This window comes from Microbacterium sp. p3-SID336 (assembly GCF_025143365.1).
Lineage (GTDB): Bacteria > Actinomycetota > Actinomycetes > Actinomycetales > Microbacteriaceae > Microbacterium.
In genome coordinates this window covers 1-20,403 of the sequence record NZ_JALXPE010000010.1, presented here as the reverse complement: position 1 = coordinate 20,403, position 20,403 = coordinate 1, and the positions used below count along the sequence as shown (strand labels likewise).

The following is a 20,403-nucleotide window of genomic DNA, read 5'->3' as shown; positions in this document are numbered from 1 at the left end:
GCCGTGGGGCCTCAGTGGTCGTGGCCCAGGTCCCAGGGCTCACGCCCCACATACTCGGCGGCCGCGCGGAACACGGCGCTCTCGATGGCCATCCGTCGGTGGGCGGCGTCATCGTGCCCCGGCGGCAGCAGCCGCTCGATCGGGATGCGGAACAGCACGATGCGGCGGCCCTGGCGGTCGAGGTGCCAGCGCGGCACCTCGCCGTCGCTCTCCGCCGCGGGGAGGGCCCCGATCTCGAACCGCACGTCCTGCAGCTCCGGCCAGGTGCCGCGAAGGAACTCGACGGCGGTGCCGACCGTGAGGTCGAAGCGGTCGAGGCGCCCGTCCAGCGGCGCCAGCGGAGGGCGCACGACCTCGCTGCGTCCGAGTCGGCCGTGTCGCCCGTGTCTGGCGCCACGGCGGGCCGCGGCGGGGGCGGGGCGACGACGGGGCATGTCGAAAGTCTAGGCGCTGCGCCTGCGCTCGGCGCGGCATCCGCGGCGGCGACGGCCGGGCGACGTACGGTGGGAGGGATGGACGGACGACTGTGCTCGAAGGTCGGCTGCGCGCGCGAGGCCGTGGCCACTCTCACGTACGACTACGGCGATCAGATGGCGGCGCTCGGGCCGCTCGGCGCCGCGAACGACCCGCAGGCGCACGACCTGTGTGCGCCGCACGCCGACCGGCTCTCGGTGCCCGCGGGCTGGCTGGTCATCCGCCACGAGGCCCTTCGCGCCTGATCGCGCTCCGCATCCGGACGACCTGAGGCCCCGACGGTTCCTCCCGCCCGCGGCACTCGCGCGCCTGACGGCGCTTCGCGACACGCGGGCCGCGCGGTCCCCGTGGGGCACGCGCGGCTGGATACTCTGACGGCGGCGGTGTCACGGCGGCGCGGCCGGAAAGGCTGTCGTGATCGTCTGGCGTCGCTGGGTCCTCCCTCTCCTGCTCGTGGTGATCTTCGGCGCGTGCGCCGCGGCTCTCGTCAAGATCGCCTTCTTCCCCGATCGCTCGGAGGCCGTGGTGAGCCCGCAGGCCGGGATCACCGACCCGGTCGTGGCGGTGGAGCGTGGTGCCGTGGTGAATGCGCTGAGTCTGGACGGCACGGTCGCGCGGGATGAGGCGTACGCCGTCCGCAGTGAGCTCACCGGCACGGTCACGGCCGTGCACATCGCGGACGGCGCGGCGGTGGCCGCCGGTCAGAAGCTGTACACGGTGCGTCAGGACGAGCCGCGCAAGGACATCGACGTACTCGCGCCCGAGGCCGGCGACGTGTCCGAACTCGCGCTCGTGAAGGGACAGGCCACGTCCGTGGGCACCGAGACCTACACGCTGACCCCGGCGCGATATCACCTGCAGGCCACGGTCGAGCCCGTGCAGCTGTACCGCCTGGTGAACGCGCCCACCGAGGCGACGGTCACCATCACCGGCGGTCCCTCGCCGTTCGCGTGCACGGGCGTGCGCGTGCAGGTCAGCGAGGAGGGGACCGCGAGCGTGCGGTGCGCCATCCCCGCCGATCAGACGGTGTTCGCGGGGCTGCCCGCCACCATGGACCTCGCGCTCGGCCAGGTCGACGATGCGCTGGTGATCCCGGTCACGGCGGTCCAGGGCGGCGCCGGCACCGGCAAGGTCTGGGTCGACGCGGGCGACGGCGCGGAGCCGGAGGAGCGCGAGGTCGCGCTCGGAGTCAACGACGGCACGATGGTGGAGGTCACCGACGGGCTCGCGGAGGGCGACAGCATCCGCCAGTTCGTCCCCGGCTTCGTCGCGCCGGTCGAGGAGTTCTGCTACGAGATCTCGCCCGGCGTCGAGCAGTGCGACAGCGGGATGAGCTGGTGACGCTCGTCGCGCTGCAGGACGTCGCGAAGAGCGTCCTGCTGCCGGACGACTCGCGGCTGGAGATCCTGCGCGGCGTCGATCTGGAGGTCGGCGCCGGCGACCACGTCTCGATCGTGGGGCGCTCAGGGTCAGGGAAGTCCACGCTGCTGAACATCCTCGGCATGCTCGATGCCCCCACGTCCGGCACGGTCTCGTTCGAGGGCCGCGAGGTGCGGCGGATGCGCTCGGGTCGGCTGGACCGCCTGCGCGGAGAGAACGTCGGCTTCGTCTTCCAGCAGTTCAACCTGCTGCCCGGGCGCACGGCGATCGACAACGTCATGATGCCGCTCGGTCATGCGCGCGGGCGACTCTTCTGGGACCGCAGAAGGATCGCGGCCGACATGCTCGAGCGGGTGGGTCTCGGCCATCGGGTCGACCAGATCGCCGACCGGCTCTCCGGCGGCGAGCAGCAGCGTGTCGCGATCGCCAGGGCCCTGGTGCGCCGACCCGTGCTGATCCTCGCCGACGAGCCGACCGGAGCCCTCGACATCGACACCGGCGCTGCGGTCATGACGCTGCTGGACGAGGTCGCGACCGAGACGGATGCGGCGCTCGTCACGATCACGCACGACCTGCACGTGGCCGCACGAGCCCGGCGCCATTACCGGCTGGACGCCGGACGGCTGGAACCCGCCGACCTCGCGCGCGCCTTCGAGGCGTCGACGCTCGCCGCCTCCGTGCCTGGCACCGCCGCGGAGGTCGCACCGTGACCGCGTTCCTGGGGGCGCTCTCCGACGCCTGGGCCGAGATCCGCGTGCACAAGCTCCGCGTGCTGCTGAGCCTGATCGGCATCGCCGTCTCGGTGGGCGCGCTCACCGCCGTCGTCGCCTTCTCCGAGTACCAGCGGCAGTTCCAGGCGGAGCAGTCCGACCGCTGGGGCGGCCGGGCGGCCACGGTCGCGGTCGCCGTGTCGGCCGCGGACGGCACCCCTGTGGACACGGACGACTTCGACGAGCGGTTCGCGCGCGCCTCCGAGCGCTTCGGCTTCAGCCACACGGCTCGCATCGCGCAGGGCTTCGTGCTGCACGTCGCGCTGCCCGAGGGCATGACCCAGGTGCAGACGCGACTGGTCGATCCCGCGTACTCCGAGATCCACCGCGAGAAGCTGCTCGAGGGACGCATGCTCCGCGACGCCGACGGCCAGGCGCTGGCCCCGGCCGTGGTCATCACAGAGCCGCTGTGGGATCGGCTCGGGCGCATCCCGCTCGCGCAGCACCCCACCCTCACGGTCGGCGGAGACGCCGGAGGCACCTACCAGGTGGTCGGCGTCGTGCCGCGCCAGGGCTTCGGCGACGAGGAGCTGCGGCTGGACATGCTCTACGACGCCTACCGGGACCGCGTGGACGCGCTGCCCGCCGACACCTTCACGCAGTACGAGGTGTGGGTCGGCGCGGATCAGGTCGACGCGATCGCCCCGGTGCTCGCGATGGATCTGCGCGCGGGGCTCCCCGAAGGGCAGACGGTGTCGGTGAGCCGCTCGGACTGGGCCGCACAGCCGGGTGCCATGGACGCGCAGGCCACCTTCGAGATGATCACGGGCGGCATCGCCTCGCTGATCCTCGCGCTCGGCGCGCTCAGTCTCATCAACATCCAGCTGGTGGCGATGCGGCAGCGCGTCCGTGAGATCGGCGTGCGCCGGGCGTTCGGCGCGAGCTCGGGCCGCGTGTTCTTCGCCGTGTTCCTGGAGAGCCTGGTGGCGACGACGGTCGCGGGAGCGATCGGCATCGCCGTGGTCGTGGCGGTGCTGCGCTCGGAGTGGATCGTGACGTCGATGTTCCCGGGGATCCAGGACATCCCGCCGTTCCCGATGCGCGCCGCCGTGGTGGGGCTGGTCGCGTCGGTCCTCGTGGGAGCGGTGTCCGGGTTCATCCCGGCTCTCGTGGCCCTGCGCGTGAAGGTCATCGACGCGATCCGGTTCTGACACACTCGCAGGCCGCGGTGCGGGCTCTGGGACAATGGCCGCATGCCTGAGCTCGAATACCGTGTCGCCGACCTGTCCCTCGCCGCCGCAGGACGGCACCAGCTGCGTCTGGCCGAGAACGAGATGCCCGGCCTGATGGCGCTGCGCACCGAGTTCGGTCCCGCGCAGCCGCTGCGGGGTGCGCGGATCGCCGGCTCGCTGCACATGACGGTCCAGACCGCTGTCCTGATCGAGACGCTCGTGGCCCTCGGCGCCGAGGTGCGGTGGGCGAGCTGCAACATCTTCTCGACGCAGGACGAGGCGGCGGCCGCGGTCGTCGTCGGCCCCGAGGGGAGTGTGGAATCCCCGTCCGGGGTGCCGGTGTTCGCGTGGAAGGGCGAGACCCTCGAGGAGTACTGGGCCTGCACCGCGCGCATCTTCGACTGGTCGTCCTCCGGTTTCGACGGACCGAACCTCATCCTGGACGACGGCGGCGACGCCACGCTCCTCGTGCACAAGGGCGTGGAGTTCGAGAAGGCCGGCGTGGTGCCGGAGACGACGGCGGCGGACTCCCACGAGTACGCGATCATCCTCGACGTGCTGCGGCGCTCTCTCGCCGAGGCGCCCGACCGCTGGACGAGGGTCGCCGCGGGGCTGATCGGCGTCACGGAGGAGACCACCACGGGCGTGCACCGTCTGTACGAGCTCGCGGCCTCCGGCGAACTGCTGTTCCCCGCCATCAACGTCAACGACTCCGTCACCAAGAGCAAGTTCGACAACAAGTACGGCATCCGTCACTCCCTGCCGGACGGCCTCAACCGGGCGACCGACGTGCTGATGGGCGGCAAGGTCGCCTTCGTGTGCGGCTACGGCGACGTGGGCAAGGGAGCGGCCGAGGCGCTCCGCGGCCAGGGGGCGCGCGTGATCGTCAGCGAGGTCGACCCGATCTGCGCGCTGCAGGCCGCGATGGACGGCTTCCAGGTCGCGCGGCTGATCGACGTCGCGGGCGAGGTCGACATCGTCGTCACGGGCACCGGCAACAGGGATGTGGTCACGGTGGAGCACCTGCAGGCGCTCAAGCACCTGGCGATCGTGGCGAACGTCGGCCACTTCGACAACGAGATCGACATGGCAGGGCTGGAGGCCCTGGAGGGTGCGGAGCCGATCGAGATCAAGCCGCAGGTGCACGAGTGGCGGATGCCGAGCGGACGCAGCGTGCTCGTGCTGAGCGAGGGGCGGCTCATGAACCTCGGCAATGCGACGGGGCACCCCTCCTTCGTGATGAGCGCCTCTTTCACGAACCAGGTGCTCGCGCAGATCGAGCTGTTCACGAACACCGCCGCCTACCCGATGGGCGTGCACGTCCTCCCCAAGGCGCTCGACGAGAAGGTCGCGCGACTTCACCTCGACGCGCTCGGAGTGCAGCTCACCACGCTCACCGCCGGCCAGGCGGCCTACATCGGCGTGCCGGTGGACGGCCCGTACAAGCTCGACCACTACCGCTACTGACGCGGCGGGCCCGGGTCAGACGCCGACGCGACGGCCGGACAGGCGCTCGGCCCGCCGGTCGGCGTTCGCCAGAGCGCGGCGTTCCCGATCGCGGCGCAGCACGGTGACGCCCACGAGGATCAGCTCGGCAGGCGCTGCGGGCATCGGCGACACATACGGCGCGGCCTCGGCCAGCAGGTCGCGCGCCACGCGCTCCCTCGCGGCGGGGAGCATCCGCGGTGCGCTGACGAGGAACTGCGAGATCCGGCGGGCGAGCCGGTCGGGCAGCCGCGCCACATCGGCGATCTGCGCCCACCCCGAGAGGACAGGGGGGAGCACCGGTGCGGAGGTCAGGAGCTTCGGCGTGCGCACGCGCTGGCTGTAGGTGCCGGCGACCAGGTCACCCAGCCGCTGCGAGCGCGCGGTGAAGGCGCCGACCAGCACGGCGAGGCCGCCGAAGGTCAGGTAGATCTCCAGGACGCCGAGCAGCGCGCGGATGAACGCGTGACGGAATCCCGCGGCGCCGCCGTCCATCCGGACGATGCGCCCGCCGACCGCGAGCTTGCCGAGGCTGCGCCCCTTGAGAGCGACCTCCATCGTGATCGGCAGGACGACGAAGCTGACCACCAGCGCGGCGACCGTGGCGATGCGGTCGGTCGCCTCGTCGAGCACCCCGGCGTCGAGCAGCCAGATGCGCAGGAAGATCCAGAGGATGAAGACCGCGTAGCCGAGGAGCATGTCGATGATCGCACCGGCCGCCCGGAGCAGGAACCCCACCGGCTGCACGTCGATCGCAACCGCCTCACCGGAGAGCACCTCGTCGGAGACGTCGATCTGCGCGGACATGAGTACAGTAAATCAGGTGGTCGGACGCCGTCCCTCATCGTGGCGCCGGCCCGTTCGTCGCCCGGACCTCCTGCAGGCGTGTGGCGAACAGCCGCCGTTCCGCTCGATTCCGTGTGAGCTGACGGCCGTGTTCGAGCGCTGAGTCCGCCTCGGCGTCGCGACCCAGGCGCCGCAGCACGTCGGCGCGCACCGCGTGCCACAGGTGATGGCGGTCGAGGCGGCCCTGCAGCGCGTCCAGTTCCGCGAGCGCCTCCTGCGCCCGACCGACTTCGGCGAGGGCCACGGCCCGATTGAGCCGCACGATCGGCGACGGGTCCCGCCGCGTCAGCAGCTCGTACAGGACGATGATCTGCTCCCAGTCGGTTGCGGCATAGTGGGGGGCGTCGGCGTGGCACGCCGCGATGGCCGCGTGCAGCTGCCAGCGGCCGGGCGTGCGGAGCTCGGCGGCGTGGCGCAGCGCGTCGTGCCCCGCCTGCAGCAGACGCCGGTCCCACAGGCTCCGATCCTGGGCCGGCAAGGGGACGAGCTCGCCGTTCCTCGATCGCGCTCCCTCCCTCGCCCGATGGAAGCACAGCAGCGACAGCAGGCCGTGCGCCTCCGCGTCGGCGGCCGACGACCGGCAGAGCGCCGACGCGAGCCAGAGGGCATCCTCCGCGAGGTCCCGGTCCGCCACCGCGTCGGCTCCTGCACGCAGGTGCGCCGAGTCGTACATGACCGAGATGACGGTCAGCACGATGTCGAGTCGGTGCCGGCGCTCCCGCCCTTCGGGGATGACCATGGGCACCCCGGCGACGCCGATCTTGCGCTTGGCCCGGGAGATCCGCTGACCGACGGTCGCCGGTGCCTCCACTGTCGCTCGAGCGATCTGCTCCGTGGTGAGCCCGACGACGGCGCGGAGCGTCAACGCGAGCTGCGCCTCCGGCGACAGGCTCGGATGACAGCAGCCGAACAGCAGCGGCAGGCGTTCGTCCACCTCGTCCGGGGTCGTCGATGACTGCTGCGGCACGGCCACCCGGGCGAGCACGTCCCGGCGCCGACGAGAGGTCCGGACGATGTCCAGGGCGTTGCGCCGTGCGGCCGTCATCAGCCAGCCGCCCGGATTGCGCGGCACTCCGCGGGAACGCCATTCGCGCAGGGCTTCCTCCACGGCCACGGCCACGGCCTCCTCGGCGACGTCGAAGCTGCCGAACGAGCGGGTGAGTGCCGCGACGATGCGCGCGTTCTCCTCGCGGACGGCGCGGACGAGGGCGGCGTCCGAAGCGGTCGCCGCCGACGCCACCCCCTCCGCCGTCATCCGGCGAACAGCTCTTCGTCGTCGAACATCGGACGGATCTCGACGGAGTTGCCCGGGTGGTCCAGCGACGGCCACTGCTTCGCGAGCGCGATGGCGGCGTCGAGGTCCGGCACGTCGACCAGCGTGAAGCCGCCGATGACCTCCTTGGCCTCGGAGAACGGTCCGTCCACGACGACCGGGTCGCCATCGCCCGCGCGCACGGTGGTCGCGGTCTCGACGGGGTGCAGCGCCGCCCCGCCGTCGATGATCACCGCGCGGTTGTCCTCGTGCCAGGCGAGGATGCGCTGCAGGTCGGACTCGGCCTGCTCCGCCGGAAGCAGGGCATCCAGCTCGGGATGCGACGTGAACATCAGGACGTACTTCATGGGGTTTCCTCTCTTCGCAGCGGGCGGTCGGATTCGCCGCCTCGTCCCTACGGCGCGCGGCGTCCCCCGATTTCGACAGCGTGGCAGAGAAATTCCGATCGCGGGAGTCGGCGGATGCCCGGTCGGGATCGCGCCGCGTCACGACGGCGGGAGCCCCGGAGGCGCGTACAGTGAATCAGGTGGATGCCGATGCCCTGACCGACGCGCGCCGGGCCGAGTGGGAGCGCCTGGACCAGCTCAGCAGGGCACGGCTCGACGGGGCCGGAGTCGATGAGCTGATCGTGCGGTATCGCGCCGCGTCCGCGGACCTGGCCGAGCTCAAGACCTCGGTCGGCGAGTCGCCGCAGGGTGCCTACCTGTCCACGATCCTGGTGCGCGCGCGGCTGCGGCTCACGGGTGCGGGCGACAGCGTGCTGACCCAGGTCTCCCGGTTCTTCCGTCTCCAGCTTCCCGCGGCGCTCTACCGGCTGCGCTGGACCACCCTCGTGATCGCGGTGGCCTTCGTGGCGATCGCTGTGGGTATGGCCGCCTGGATCTCGAGCGACCCGGCGCTGATCGCAACCCTGGGGCCGCCCGCCGGCCTCGAGCAGTACGCCGACGAGAGCTTCACGGGCTACTACACCGAGAACCCCGCCGCCGTCTTCGCGGGGATGGTGTGGACCAACAACGCCTGGATCGCGATGCAGTGCGTCCTGTTCGGGGTCACCGGCATCTGGCCGATCTACATGCTGCTCCAGAACGCGATCGGGCTCGGCACAGCCGGCGCTGTGATGGCCGCCTACGACAAGGCCGACCTCATGGTGCTGTACATCCTGCCGCACGGCATGCTCGAGATGACGTGCATCTTCGTCGCGGCCGCGGCGGGGCTACACGTGTTCTGGGCCTGGGTCGCACCGGGGCGTCGTGCCCGCGGCGAGGCGCTCGCGGAGCAGGGTCGAGCCCTGGCGACGGTCGCGATCGGACTCGTGTTCGCCCTGTTCCTGTCGGGCCTGGTCGAGGGCTTCGTCACGGGCTGGTCTCTGCCGTGGCCGGTGAAGATCGGCATCGGCGCGGCCGCGCTGGCCGTGTTCCTCATCTACATGCTGGTCGTCGGCGGGCGCGCGTACCGCCGTGGAGAGACCGGTGACCTCGTGGAGTACGAGTCGGGCACGCCGCGCCTCGTGGCGGGCTGACACGGCTCGACGCGGCTGGCGGCTCGGATCTGACGGCTCGGGCCTGGGGGTCGGGCCTGGGGGGCTCGGGCCTGGCGGCTTCGCGTCCCGACGGCTCAGCATTCCGGCGGCCCGGAGCACGGCTCGGACTCAGAGCCGGCCGGCGGCCTTGAGTTCGAGGTAGCGGTCGGCGATGCGGGGCGGCAGGTCCTCCGGGTCGGCGGCGATCGCCTCGCCGCCCGCACGGCGGATGGCGTCGGCGACCGTCTCGGCGTCGCGCAGGGTCCGTTCGGCCGCGGCGGCCAGGTAGACCTCCTCGCGCGAACCGCGGGCGCGGGCGAGGCGGGCGATGCCGTCGTCGGTGACCGAGCCGACGAGCACCGTGGTCGCACGGGAGGCCTCGGGGAATGCGCCGAGGAAGCCGCGTGCCGACTCCGGGGCGTCCTGTGCCGTGAGCACGACGATGAGCGAGGGCCGCGTCGTCAGGGTGCGCACCGCGGCGAAGGCGCCGGCCCAGTCGGTGTCGACGAGGCGGGCGTGCACCGGGGCCATGGCGTCGGTCAGCGCGGGAAGCAGCGCCGCGCCGTCCACTCCGGTCACCCTGGCGCGCACGACACGGTCGTACATCAGCAGGTGCACGTGGTCGCCCGCCCTCGAGGCGAGGGCGGCGAGCAGCAGCGCGGCCTCCAGCGCCGCGTCCACCCTGGTGCCGTCGCCGACACGCGCGGCGGCGGTGCGGCCGGTGTCCACGATGATGACCACGTTCCTGTCGCGCTCGGGGCGCCAGGTGCGCAGCATGGTCGTACCCGCTCTGGCGGTGGCGCGCCAGTCGATCGAGCGCACGTCGTCCCCGCGCACGTACTCGCGGAGCGAGTCGAACTCGGTGCCCTGCCCGCGCACCTGGATGCTGGTGTTGCCGTCGAGCTCCCGCAGCCGGGCGAGCCGAGAGGGGAGGTGCTTGCGGGACGTGAACGCAGGCAGCACCCTGATCGCGCCGCGGACGGGATGCCGCGCCTGGCGACCCGCGAGGCCGAGCGGACCGCGCGACCGGAGCGCCACGAACTCGCTCACCAGCTCACTGCGGCGGCGGGGGCGCAGCGGCAGCTCCACGCGGCCGCGCTCGCCGGGGGCGATGCGCAGACGCTGCCGTTCGAGCGGTGCGCCCGCCGTCGGCTGCCAGGCGTCGCGGAGCAGAGCATCGAGCGTCCTGGCGCCGTGGTTGTGCAGGGCGACGCTCACCGGCACCTGCTCGCCGAGGCGCGCGCGGGCGGGCAGCCGCCGGGTCACCGTGACCGCGCGCGGGCTGCCGGCGAGCGTGACGTCCAGCGCGACCAGCAGAGCGCACAGCAGGACCCATCCGCCCAGCACCGGGTACGGCGGAACCCCCGCCAGCCCGGTCAGGACCAGCGGGACGACGCCGAGAGCGAGGGCGACGGCGAGGCGACCCGTGACGAACACCTAGATCGGCACCCGGGTCTGCTGCACCACGGAGGTCAGCACGGCGTCCGCCGACACACCCTCCATCTGCGCATCGGGACGCAGCTGCAGGCGGTGCCGCCAGACGGGCACGAGCATGGTCTGCACGTGGTCGGGCGTCACCGCGGATGAGCCGTTCAGCCACGCCCATGCCTTGGCGGCTGCGAGCAGTCCGGTGGACGCGCGCGGGCTCGCACCGAGCTCGACGGACGGCGACTGGCGGGTCGCGCGAGCCAGGTCCACCACGTAGCCGAGCACGTCGTCGGTCACCTCGACGCGGGCGGCCGCCAGCTGCGCGGCGCGGATCTCCTCGGCGGAGATCACCGCCTCCACGCCGGTGAGCTCGCGCGGGGAGAAGCCCTGGGCGTGACGGCGGAGCACCGACACCTCCGCGTCGCGCTCCGGCATGCCGACCACGAGCTTCATGAGGAAGCGGTCGAGCTGGGCTTCCGGGAGCGAGTACGTCCCCTCGTGCTCGATGGGGTTCTGCGTCGCGGCCACGAGGAACGGGTCGGGGAGCGTGCGGCTGACGCCGTCTGCCGACACCTGGCGCTCCTCCATGGCCTCGAGCAGCGCCGCCTGGGTCTTCGGCGGCGTGCGGTTGATCTCGTCCGCCAGCAGGATGTGCGTGAACACGGGCCCGGCGCGGAAGTCGAACTCGCCCGTGCGCGCGTCGTACACGAGCGAGCCGGTGACGTCGCCGGGCATCAGGTCGGGCGTGAACTGCACGCGCTTGGTGTCCAGGCCCAGCGCCCGCGCGAACGAGCGCACCACGAGCGTCTTGGCCACGCCGGGCACGCCCTCCAGCAGCACGTGGCCGCGGGCGAGCAGCGAGACGAGCAGGCCGGTCACGGTGCCGGCCTGGCCGACGACGGCCTTGTCGACCTCACTGCGGACCCGATGCATGGCCTGCCGCAGTGCGGCGTCGTCTACGGGAAGGTTCTCGTCTGTCACGGGGTCTCCTCGGCGTGCAGGGTGAGTGGATCGGTGGCGGAGTGTCGGCGCATCAGCTGTCGCTCCGTGAGGTGCGGGCGCTCGCATCGACGGCGGTCTCGAGCTCGTCCAGGCGGCGGGCGAGGTGGATGAGGGCGGCGTCGTCACGCGGCGGCGGTCCGTCGAGCAGGTCCTGCAGCGAGCCGCGGGGAATCCGCAGCCGGTCGGAGGCCGCGTCGGCGATCTCGTCCGTGTGCGCATGCGCGGCGAGGCCGAGGCGGTGGGCGAGGCGGGCGCGGGCGCCTTCACGGAGGGCCTGCGCCGCATGCGCCGCGTCTCCTGCTCGCGCGGTCAGCCTGGCGCGGCCGTGCATCGTCTCGGAGGCGCGCACGGTGACGGGAAGCGTCTCGGCCACGAGCGGACCGAAGCGCTGCCCGCGGGCGACGGCGACCGCGAGTCCGGCGGCGAGCAGCAGGAGGATCGCGGGGGTGACCCAGTCCGGCGTGAGGTCGCCGAGCGTGTCCGGTGCGGTGCCCTCGATATCGGTGTCCTCGAACGAGGGCACGTACCAGACCAGGCGGTCCTCCTGGCCGAGCACGGCGAGGGCGAGGGCGGCGTTTCCGTCCTCGGCGAGGGCGGCGTTGCTGAACAGTCGGGTCCCGTCGACGACCGTGCGGTGCTGGCTCTCGTCGTCCACGAGCACCGCCGCGGCATCGTCGTCGCCGAAACAGGCCGTCACGCCGTCGGCGGCGGCGAACACCCGGTCGGGGCGGATGGCGCCGACGTGCGCGAACTCCGGGATCTCGCACTCCGCGGTCACCGTCCCCGGTGCCACCTGGGCGGTCTCGCCGATGCCCAGCTCGCCCAGCAGGTGCGTGCTCGCGGAGAGGAACACCACGCGTTCCGCGGGGGCGATCAGTGCGTCGATCGCCTCGTCGGAGAGGGTGTAGGGGTTGGTCATCGCAAGGGTCGCGTCGTCGTCGAGCGCCGCGACGGCAGCGGCGCGGGTGCGCACGACCTCGACCTCCACGCCCTGGTCGCGCAGGATCTCGGCGAGCGCGAGCGCACCGGTGCCGTTGCGGCTCTCCGGGTCCAGGGTGCCGCGGGCGCCGGGGCCGCTGGCGGCGAGCTGCGAGGCCGCGAAGGCGACCGCGAGCACGAGCACCCCGATCAGGCTCCACCCCGCGACGGCTGCGACGCGGCGTGGACGGCGCTCGGCCGTGGTGCGTGCTGCGCTCCTCTGCGCTGTCGTCGTCATGCCGGGACCACCTCGGGGCGGCGGGCGCGCAGTCGCTCGTCCGTGGCCGTCAGCTCGCGATAGTCCTGCTCCGAGGCCGGGTGACGCAGGTACCGCACGTCGTCGAAGGCAGCGGCGGCACGGCTCATCGCCGCCGCCTCGTCGGTGAACACGCCGCTGGCGGAGCGGGCGATGGACTGCGCGGTGGCACCGGGGGCGGGGTCGATGAGGTCCCGCTCCAGCAGGCTGCGGGCGATGGCGCGGTAGCGCAGCACCACGGCCGTGTCCCAGTCGCCGTCCCTGGCGCTGCGCTCGGCATCGCTGCGCAGCTGCGCGGCGGTGCGGTCGTCGTCGGCGCCCAGCAGGTGGGTGTTCGGGCGGCGGACGGCCCGCGAGCGACGCGGCCGGCCCCAGATCAGCAGCGCGACGACCAGGGCGAGGGCGATCAGCACGGTGACGACGATGAGCGCGGCGGGACCGACGGCCGCGCCGTTGCCCGAGCTGAAGAGATCGGCGAGGAAGCGCGCGACGTCCCGCGCCACGAGATCGAACCAGGTGGGCTTCGCGTCGGCGTAGCGCGGGTTGGCCAGCTCCTGCTCCGCCCAGCGGCGGGCTTCGTCCCCGTCGGGGATGAGAGGGGCGTCGGCGGGGAGGATCATGCCGAGGAGTCGCCGGAGCCGGGCGCTGCCCAGTCGCCCTCCGCGGTGGGGCGGTCGACGGATGTCGCGGGCGGCACGGCGGGGGGAGGCGGGGGAGCGAACGCGGCGGGAGCGTCGGCAGGGAACGGCGGCGCCGGAACCGCGGCCGCCTGCGACGGAGACGCGGGTGGCTGGGCCTGCGGTGACCCGGACGCTGCGTCGTGCGGCTGTCCCGTGTTCGGCTGCCCGCCGGAGGGCTGCGCACCGTAGGGCTGCGCGCCGTAGGGCTGCGCGCCGTAGGGCTGTCCCGAATACGGCTGCGCACCGTACGGCTGCGCGCCGTAGGGCTGACCAGCGTAGGGCTGACCAGCGTACGGCTGCCCGCCGTAGGGCTGCGCACCGGGCGCGCCCGCCGGCGGGTAGCCGTAACCCTGGGTCATCCTGACGTGATCGGGCACCTGTCGGGGCGGGGGCGCGGAGCTGACGGCGCGCGCGGGGTCCACGACGAACGGGTCGCCCAGCTGCTCCTCCGTCCAGCCCAGGTCGCGACGCTCCACGTAGGAGAGGAGTGTCTGGTCGAGTCCCTCGTAGCGCATCCGGCAGTCGAGGTAGACGAGGACGCCACCCGTGCTCTGCACCACGATGGTGATCGCCTGCAGGATCAGCAGCAGCACCTGCGGCGCGAGCAGCGCGAAGACGAAGCCGATCACGGCGCTCGGCTCCGAGGCGCCGGTGGGGGCGACGACCGTGCCGAGGAACGACGAGACCATCGCGGTGGGGAAGCTCACGACCTGCATCGCGAGCCCCATGATGAGGCTGATCAGGAACGTGACGCCGAAGGCGACCCAGAACCGGCCCCTCGTCAGGCGCCACGACCGCACGAACGCCTCGCGGAAGCGGGCGCGCTCCAGCACGAGGATCGACGGCACCAGGAGCAGCTTCGTGGTGAGCCAGACGGTCAGCGGGACCGCGGCCAGGGCCAGCAGCAGCACCACGAGCACGATGATGCCGACGAACTCGGGGGTGCCGCCGAGGCCGCCCGCGAGCAGGGCGCCGACGACGCCCGCCACGATCGCCAGCGCGCCGAACACCGCGACGACCGCGATCGACGCGAAGCCGACGAGGCGCCAGAAGGCGGGGATCATGCGGCGCCACAGCATCCCGAGCGTGGCCTTGACGCCGACGGAGGCGTACCCGACCTCGGCCGCGACCACGCCCTGCATCATGGCTGTGAACGCGATCGACGCGAGCCCGACCGCGAGCCCCGCGATGAGGTTGATGGCGACGGTGCCCGCGAACACGGCCTCGAAGTCGGGCGACGACGGCGACAGCGTCTCCAGCCGGGTGACGGTCGTGAACAGCACGACGCCCATGACACCCGCGGTCGCGATCACCACGATGAACTGGATAACCACGGCGAACCCGAAGAGCACCTTCGGGTTGTGGCGGAGGGCGGCGAAGGACTTCCCCAACAGCATCCCGAAGGTCAGCGGATGAAGGGGGATGATCCCCTTCTTGGGGGCTGGGGTCCACGTCTGGCCGCTCACGGGCCTCCCTCCGTCGTGCGCTCCCATCGTGTCATATCCGCGCGGTGACGCGCAGACCTGGGGAGGGCGGGACTCGGTGCCATAAGGTAACAGTTATGACCTCACGCATCCTTGTGGTCGACGACGACACCGCGCTCGCCGAGATGATCGGCATCGTGCTGCGCACGGAGGGCTTCGAGCCGGTGTTCTGCGCTGACGGTGCGCGGGCGGTCGACGAGTGGCGCGCACAGCGTCCCGACCTGGTGCTGCTCGACCTGATGCTCCCGGGGATGGACGGCATCGAGATCTGCACGCGGATCCGCGCCGAGTCCGGGGTTCCGATCATCATGCTCACCGCCCGCAGCGACACGGCCGACGTCGTCCGTGGTCTCGAAGTGGGCGCCGACGACTACATGGTGAAGCCCTTCAACCCGAAGGAGCTGGTGGCGCGCATCCGCACCCGCCTCCGCCCCACGCCGCAGACCACGAGCGAGCAGCTGCGCATCGGCGACCTCACCGTCGACGTGGACGCGCATGAGGTCCGCCGCGGCACGACCCCCATCGCCCTGACCCCCCTGGAGTTCCAGCTCCTGGTGGCTCTCGCGTCGAAGCCGCAGCAGGTGTTCTCCCGCGAGATGCTGCTGGAGCAGGTGTGGGGCTACCACTACAAGGCGGACACCCGGCTGGTGAACGTGCACGTGCAGCGACTGCGCGCCAAGGTGGAGCTCGACCCGGACAACCCGAAGATCGTGATGACCGTGCGCGGCGTTGGCTATCGCGCCGGCAGCGTCACCTAGGCGCCCGATGGCCGCGACGACAGCGACCACGGCCGTCGCTGTCCTGCGCGACTGGCGCGGCTGGCCGACCGTGCTCGCCGCGCTGTGGCGTCGCTCGCTGCGGTTCCGCACACTCGCCATCACCCTGATCGCGACGTCTCTGGCGATCTTCATCACCTGCGTCACGATGGCGCTCGTGATCCAGAACGATCTGTTCGTCTCGCGCAAGAACGTGGCCCTCGACGACGCCCGTCGCGCTGTCGATCAGGCGCAGAGCATCCTCGACGTGGCCGAGGTCGGGGACGACCCCGCCGCGCTCACCGATCTCTGGAACAGCATCCCCGACACCCTCGCCCGCACGTCGAGTGCCGACCAGCTCGCGGGATTCAAGGTCGAGGGCGAGGAGGGCGCCGTCCGCCTCAACGGGTTCACGGCGGGACTCACTGCGAACCTGCTGACGCCCGAGCTCGTGACCCGCGTCGAGGAGTTCGACGACCGTCAGGCCTGGCAGTCCGTCGCGCTCCCGGTGGAGGGCGGCGGCGAGGTGCCCGGCATCATCGTCGGGCAGCAGCTCCAGGTGCCGGAGGCCGGGGCGTTCGCGATCTACTTCGCCTACGACCTCGCCGATGCGAACCAGACGCTCCTGTTCGTGCAGCGCACGCTGTGGATCGCCGGCATCGGACTGGTCGCGATCGTGGCCGCCATCTCCTGGATCGTGCTGCGCACGGTGTCGACGCCGATCGTGCAGGCCGCGGAGACCAGCGCGCGTCTGGCAGCCGGCGATCTCGGCGTGCGGCTGGAGGTGCACGGGGAGGATGAGCTGGCGACGCTCGGCCGCTCCTTCAACGCGATGGCCGACAGCATCGAGGCGCAGATCAAGGAGCTCGGCGAGCTGTCGATGGTGCAGCAGCGGTTCGTGTCCGACGTCTCGCACGAGCTGCGCACGCCCCTCACCACGATCCGTCTCGCCGCCGACATGCTCAACGATCAGCGCGGGGAGTTCGACCCCACGACGGCGCGGACGGCGGAGCTGCTGCACACGCAGGTGCAGCGCTTCGAGACGCTGCTGTCGGATCTGCTGGAGATCAGCCGCTACGACGCCGGCTCGGTGCAGCTCGAACTGGAGGCCACGAGTCTCGCGCAGCTCGCGGAGGACATCATCGAGCAGATGCGGCCGCTCGCCGAGGGGCGCGGCACCGAGCTCCGCCTGGTCGCGCCTGGTGGCTACTCGCCCGTGGACATGGACCCGCGCCGCGTGCGCCGGGTACTGCGCAACCTCATCGGCAACGCCATCGAGCACGGCGAGGGGCGTCCGGTCGTCGTCACCGTGGACAGCAACCAGCACGCCGTCGCCGCCGGGGTCCGCGACTTCGGTCTCGGGATGGACCCGGAGGACGCGGAGCGGGTGTTCGACCGGTTCTGGCGCGCGGACCCGTCACGGCAGCGCACCATCGGCGGCACGGGGCTCGGGCTCTCGATCGCGCTCGGCGACGCGACGCTGCACGGCGGGACCCTCGCGGTGTGGTCCGAGCTCGGTGTCGGTTCGAACTTCGTGCTGACGATCCCGCGGCACGGCGGTGTGCTGGACGGCCCGAGCCCGGTGTCGGTCGAGCCGCAGGAGCCGCTGGCCGAGCTCGGCGACGCGACTCAGCCGATCTCCATCGCCGAGACGTACTCTGAACTGCTCGACGGGAAGGAGGGGCTGTCGTGAGCGCACGCGCATCGCGCAGACGGCTGCCCGTCGCCGGGCTGGCCCTGCTCGCTCTCCTGCTTCCGGCCTGCGCGGGGCTTCCCACCAGCGGCGACGTGGCGGTCGGCCTCCAGCTGGGCGAATCGCCGCAGGATGTCGACGTGCTCCCCGTCGCGTCCGGGCCGATCGCAGGGGCCGGGCCGGAGGAGATCGTGGAGGGCTTCCTGGAAGCCGGCATCACGACCTCGGACAACTGGGACACGGCTCGCGAGTTCCTCGCACCTCCGCTGCAGCGCAGCTGGCGTCCGTCGGAGGGCGTGTCGATCGATGTGGGGCCGGAGGCACGGACGCTGTCCTCCTCGGTGGCCGACGACGAGGTGGAGAAAGCGGATTCCGCCGAGGTGCAGGTGCAGCTCGACCTGGTCGCGAGCGTGGACGAGTCAGGCGCGTACAGCGGCGCCCCCGGCGCGTCGACCGTGCCCTTCGCGCTCGAGCGGATGGACGACGGCGAGTGGCGCATCACCCAGGCGCCGGACGGGATCGTGATCGACGAGACCCGGTTCCCGAACGTGTACGAGGGGTATCCGCTGCAGTGGTTCGACGCCTCCTGGTCGCGGCTCGTGCCCGACGTCCGATGGTTCCCGCGGCGTCAGAGCCCCGCGACGACCGTCACGCAGGCCCTCGTCAGCGGCACCCCGGCGGAGTGGCTCGACCCGGCCGTGCAGACCGCGTTCCCGGCCGATGTGCAACTCGCGCAGGATGCGGTTCCGCTCACGGGGCAGGTCGCCGAGGTCGCCTTGACGCGGCCGGCCACAGGACTGGACCCGACCACGCTGTCCCGCATGCGCACCCAGCTGCAGGCGACGCTGAAGGCCGCCGGCGTCAACGTCTCCCAGGTCCGCTTCAGCGTGGACGGGCGCACGATCGACGCGGGGGTGGTCGAGCTGGCCGACACCCCGCCCGACGTCGGCACCCTGGTGCTGCAGGACGGGGCGTTCGGACGGATCATCGGGGACGAGATCTCGCCGCTTCCCGCCATCAGCGAGGAGATCGTGGCGATCCCGCAGCGGATCCTCGCGATCGACGTGGCGGCAGACGACTCGCACGCCGCGGTGCAGCTCGACGACAGGCACGTCTACCTGGTGGGCGAGGGGAGCCGCGACGAGCTCGACGCCAGGCCGGGGCTCGTGGAGCCGTCGCTGGATCCCTATGGCTACGTGTGGTCGGTCCCCGCTGGCAGCCCGCAGGCGGTGCAGGCCTGGGGGAGCGACGTGGTGGCGCACGACGTCGCGAACGCCTGGCCGAGCGCCTCGTCGATCTCGGACATCCGCGTGTCGGCGGACGGCGCTCGCGTCGCGGCGGTCATCGGGGTCGGCGGGCAGCAGTGGGTGGTGGTCGCCGCCGTGGTGCGCGACTCGGCGGGTCTTCCGACCGAGCTGGGCGATGTCAAACAGGTCACGCAGCTGGTGGAGCCCTCGACCGGGCTCGTGTGGCTCGGGTCGGACAGGGTGGCGGTGCTCGCGGCTCCCAGCAGCCCGAAGCTCCTGGTGCAGACCGTCGGCGGGCCGGGCTCCTCGGAGACCGCGCCCAGTGATGCCGTGTCGATCGCAGGGGCGCGGACGGCGGCGGGTGTCCGGATCCTCGGCTCCACCGGTCAGCTGTTCGCGCATGCGGGCTCCGCGTGGCGCGAGGTGGCGGAGGGCGTCTCGGTGCTCGCGACTCGTGCGGGGGAGTGACTGCTCCTGCACGATCAGGACTCATGCGCTCCTGCGACCCCCGTCCCGTGGACGGCATCCGGTGAGGGCTCGGGGGACCTCAGGATGGGGTCATGCCGTCGACCTCGCCCCTTCGTGCGCTGGGCCGCGAGGTGGTCGGGCTGCTGCTCGCTGCGGTCTGCGCGGGGTGCGCCACCCCGGGCACGCTGCTGTGCGACCGGTGTCGTGACGCCCTGACCCCCGCCCCGCGCACGGTCCGCACGCCGGGCGGCCTGGCCGTGCGGGCGGCGCTCCCGTACGAGGGCCCGGCCGCGGCGTGCATCCGCGCACTCAAGGACCGCGGGGAGACCATGCTCGCCCGCCCGTTGGGGGCGGCCCTGTCCACCGTCCTCGCACCGGCACAGGACCCGTCGTGCTGGGTGGTCCCCGTACCCACCTCGCGTGTCGCCTTCCGGCGACGCGGTTATCGGGTCCCTGAGCTGCTCGCGCGACGGGCGGGAGCGGAGGTGCAGCGCCTGCTCGCCGTCGCCCGGGTCACGCCGGATCAGCGCGGGATGGGGGCTGCCGACCGGGCCGGCAACGTGCGCGGCGCGTTGCGGGCGCGGCGAGCGGTGCCGGGAGCGAGGGTCGTGATCGTCGACGACGTCGTGACCACGGGGGCCACCCTGGACGAGGCCGCGAGGGCGCTGCGGGTGGCCGGGTTCGAGGTGATCTCGGCTGTCGCGCTCGCCGCCACGCCGCGCGGCCGCGGATCCGGATGAGGTTCATCGCACACTCTCCGGAGACACAGGGTCGAGGGCCGTGACATCCGCCGCCGGGCGGGCTACGGTGGGGTGTCACAAGGCGACCACGGTCCGCCCTTGGCCGGGTGGACCGGGACAAGGAGGCAGCAATGGAAACGAGTATCGTCGGCGTCGGGGTGGGCATCACCGATCGCTTCCGCACCGTCGTCGAAGAGAAGATCGCCAAGATCGAGACACTCGCCGCCAAGGCTCAACGGCTCGACGTGAAGGTCACCCATCGGGTGTACCGCAACGGACGCGTCCCCGACGAGACGGTCGAGCTCACGCTGATCGGCAAGGGGCCCGTGGTCCGCGCCGAAGCGGTGGACGGCGACAAGTTCGTCGCCCTCGACCTCGCCGTCGACAAGATGACCGAGCAGCTGCGCCGTGCGAAGGAGAAGCGCGTCGACGGACGCCAGCATCCGCGCGGCCCCCACTTCGAGAAGGGCAGCGGCTCCCTCGAGGGCATCGACGTGCAGCCGGCCTCGGTGGAGGTGCTGCGCGCGGTCGCGACCGGCAGCATCCCTGTGCAGAACGACGAGGAGGAGACGTACTCGCCCGTCGTGATCCGCACGAAGAGCTTCGAGGCCGAGTGGATGACCGTCGAGGAAGCGGTCGATCGGATGGAGCTCGTCGGGCACGACTTCTTTCTGTTCGTCGACGCGCGCACCGACCACCCGAGCGTCGTCTACCGGCGCAAGGGCTGGGACTACGGTGTCATCGCGCTGAGCA

Annotated in this window: 20 protein-coding genes; 11 read left to right on the top strand and 9 right to left on the bottom strand. The window is 72.3% G+C overall.

From position 1 onward, the window contains the following. Positions 1-11 precede the first annotated feature (11 nt). Entirely contained in the window at positions 12-350 is a 339-nt protein-coding gene (locus tag M3C17_RS04375) for a metallopeptidase family protein (RefSeq protein ID WP_311198425.1), read from the bottom strand. Between the two features lie 162 nt (positions 351-512). Here M3C17_RS04375 and M3C17_RS04370 point away from each other — a divergent pair, with 162 nt between their 5' ends. The 5 genes from M3C17_RS04370 to ahcY all read left to right on the top strand — a co-directional run bounded on the left by M3C17_RS04370 (position 513) and on the right by ahcY (position 5,263). Continuing rightward, complete coding sequence (locus M3C17_RS04370; protein WP_211545561.1) at positions 513-719, top strand: DUF3499 family protein; 207 nt, start codon at positions 513-515, stop codon at positions 717-719. A gap of 169 nt (positions 720-888) precedes the next feature. Then, a complete protein-coding gene (locus tag M3C17_RS04365; protein ID WP_259976425.1) occupies positions 889-1,815 on the top strand; it encodes an efflux RND transporter periplasmic adaptor subunit in 927 nt (308 codons plus the stop codon). Continuing rightward, entirely contained in the window at positions 1,812-2,564 is a 753-nt protein-coding gene (locus M3C17_RS04360) for an ABC transporter ATP-binding protein (protein WP_259976424.1), read from the top strand. The genes M3C17_RS04365 and M3C17_RS04360 overlap by 4 nt, the downstream gene beginning before the upstream one ends. Then, positions 2,561-3,775, top strand: coding sequence for an ABC transporter permease (locus tag M3C17_RS04355; RefSeq protein ID WP_259976423.1), 1,215 nt, complete (start codon positions 2,561-2,563; stop codon positions 3,773-3,775). The genes M3C17_RS04360 and M3C17_RS04355 overlap by 4 nt, the downstream gene beginning before the upstream one ends. A gap of 42 nt (positions 3,776-3,817) precedes the next feature. Then, entirely contained in the window at positions 3,818-5,263 is a 1,446-nt protein-coding gene (ahcY, locus tag M3C17_RS04350; protein WP_259976422.1) for an adenosylhomocysteinase, read from the top strand. A gap of 15 nt (positions 5,264-5,278) precedes the next feature. On the opposite strand, the gene M3C17_RS04345 is transcribed toward ahcY, so the two are convergent. The 3 genes from M3C17_RS04345 to M3C17_RS04335 are packed head-to-tail and all read right to left on the bottom strand — an operon-like array spanning position 5,279 to position 7,747. Next, positions 5,279-6,088, bottom strand: coding sequence for an RDD family protein (locus M3C17_RS04345; RefSeq protein WP_259976421.1), 810 nt, complete (start codon positions 6,086-6,088; stop codon positions 5,279-5,281). Positions 6,089-6,122: 34 nt separating this feature from the next. Further along, positions 6,123-7,382 carry an RNA polymerase sigma factor gene (locus M3C17_RS04340; RefSeq protein WP_259976420.1) on the bottom strand — a complete coding sequence of 420 codons (1,260 nt, stop codon included), beginning with the start codon at positions 7,380-7,382 and terminating at the stop codon, positions 6,123-6,125. Further along, positions 7,379-7,747 carry a YciI family protein gene (locus M3C17_RS04335; protein WP_259976419.1) on the bottom strand — a complete coding sequence of 123 codons (369 nt, stop codon included), beginning with the start codon at positions 7,745-7,747 and terminating at the stop codon, positions 7,379-7,381. The genes M3C17_RS04340 and M3C17_RS04335 overlap by 4 nt, the downstream gene beginning before the upstream one ends. 179 nt (positions 7,748-7,926) lie before the next feature. Between M3C17_RS04335 and M3C17_RS04330 the strand changes: the two genes are divergently transcribed. After that, a complete protein-coding gene (locus tag M3C17_RS04330) occupies positions 7,927-8,919 on the top strand; it encodes a stage II sporulation protein M (RefSeq protein ID WP_259976418.1) in 993 nt (330 codons plus the stop codon). A 129-nt stretch (positions 8,920-9,048) separates the two neighbouring features. Here M3C17_RS04330 and M3C17_RS04325 read toward each other — a convergent pair whose 3' ends face one another. The 5 genes from M3C17_RS04325 to M3C17_RS04305 all read right to left on the bottom strand — a co-directional run bounded on the left by M3C17_RS04325 (position 9,049) and on the right by M3C17_RS04305 (position 14,729). Further along, positions 9,049-10,356 carry a DUF58 domain-containing protein gene (locus M3C17_RS04325; protein WP_259976417.1) on the bottom strand — a complete coding sequence of 436 codons (1,308 nt, stop codon included), beginning with the start codon at positions 10,354-10,356 and terminating at the stop codon, positions 9,049-9,051. Next, entirely contained in the window at positions 10,357-11,280 is a 924-nt protein-coding gene (locus M3C17_RS04320) for a MoxR family ATPase (RefSeq protein WP_259976472.1), read from the bottom strand. 100 nt (positions 11,281-11,380) lie between these two features. After that, complete coding sequence (locus M3C17_RS04315) at positions 11,381-12,565, bottom strand: DUF4350 domain-containing protein (protein WP_259976416.1); 1,185 nt, start codon at positions 12,563-12,565, stop codon at positions 11,381-11,383. Then, complete coding sequence (locus M3C17_RS04310) at positions 12,562-13,203, bottom strand: DUF4129 domain-containing protein (RefSeq protein WP_259976415.1); 642 nt, start codon at positions 13,201-13,203, stop codon at positions 12,562-12,564. The genes M3C17_RS04315 and M3C17_RS04310 overlap by 4 nt, the downstream gene beginning before the upstream one ends. After that, positions 13,200-14,729: a hypothetical protein gene (locus tag M3C17_RS04305; RefSeq protein WP_259976478.1), complete on the bottom strand. Its 1,530-nt coding sequence runs from the start codon at positions 14,727-14,729 to the stop codon at positions 13,200-13,202. The genes M3C17_RS04310 and M3C17_RS04305 overlap by 4 nt, the downstream gene beginning before the upstream one ends. 95 nt (positions 14,730-14,824) lie before the next feature. Here M3C17_RS04305 and mtrA point away from each other — a divergent pair, with 95 nt between their 5' ends. The 5 genes from mtrA to hpf form a co-directional block, all read left to right on the top strand. After that, entirely contained in the window at positions 14,825-15,505 is a 681-nt protein-coding gene (gene mtrA / locus M3C17_RS04300) for an MtrAB system response regulator MtrA (RefSeq protein WP_259976414.1), read from the top strand. 7 nt (positions 15,506-15,512) lie between these two features. Continuing rightward, on the top strand, positions 15,513-17,195 hold the full coding sequence (gene mtrB, locus M3C17_RS04295) for an MtrAB system histidine kinase MtrB (RefSeq protein WP_259976413.1): 1,683 nt from the start codon (positions 15,513-15,515) through the stop codon (positions 17,193-17,195). After that, the gene (locus tag M3C17_RS04290) at positions 17,192-18,910 is read left to right on the top strand and encodes an LpqB family beta-propeller domain-containing protein (protein WP_259976412.1); all 1,719 of its coding nucleotides are present in this window, start codon (positions 17,192-17,194) and stop codon (positions 18,908-18,910) included. Before mtrB ends, M3C17_RS04290 begins: the two co-directional genes overlap by 4 nt. Before the next feature lie 92 nt (positions 18,911-19,002). Continuing rightward, positions 19,003-19,650, top strand: a complete 648-nt coding sequence (locus tag M3C17_RS04285; protein WP_259976411.1) for a ComF family protein — start codon at positions 19,003-19,005, stop codon at positions 19,648-19,650. 131 nt (positions 19,651-19,781) lie between these two features. Beyond that, on the top strand, positions 19,782-20,403 hold a 622-nt coding region (hpf, locus tag M3C17_RS04280; RefSeq protein WP_259976410.1), incomplete at its 3' end, for a ribosome hibernation-promoting factor, HPF/YfiA family.